1 protein-coding gene is annotated in these 305 nt (G+C 38.7%); it reads left to right on the forward strand.

All coding sequences use genetic code 11. From position 1 onward, the window contains the following. The first annotated feature begins 2 nt into the window (after window positions 1-2). Window positions 3-260 carry a YfcL family protein gene (locus tag AAEY62_RS21530; RefSeq protein WP_350636427.1) on the forward strand — a complete coding sequence of 86 codons (258 nt, stop codon included), beginning with the start codon at window positions 3-5 and terminating at the stop codon, window positions 258-260. Window positions 261-305 lie beyond the last annotated feature (45 nt).

Raw genomic sequence — 305 nt, forward strand, 5'->3', positions numbered from 1 at the left:
ATATTGATGCAGCCCAACACTATTTTGATGATTTAGTGATTAAAGCCACCGATGATGAATTATTTGCAGGAGGCTATTTGCGAGGTCACTTTGACTTAGCAGTAGGGTATGCGCAAGTAGAAAAGCTAACTATTAGCACAGATGAACTTAACGAAACAGTAGAGCAAAGCTTAGTGAAAGCTTATCATAATGGTGAACTTAATGAAGATGACAAAACCCTTGTTGCTCGTTTGTGGGAAGAAGTAAAAGCATTGGCCTGAGTAAACCTAGTCTAAAACTAATTTAAACGCGATACGCTACTGGCT

The organism is Pseudoalteromonas sp. GW168-MNA-CIBAN-0100 (assembly GCF_040309225.1).
GTDB lineage: Bacteria > Pseudomonadota > Gammaproteobacteria > Enterobacterales > Alteromonadaceae > Pseudoalteromonas > Pseudoalteromonas arctica.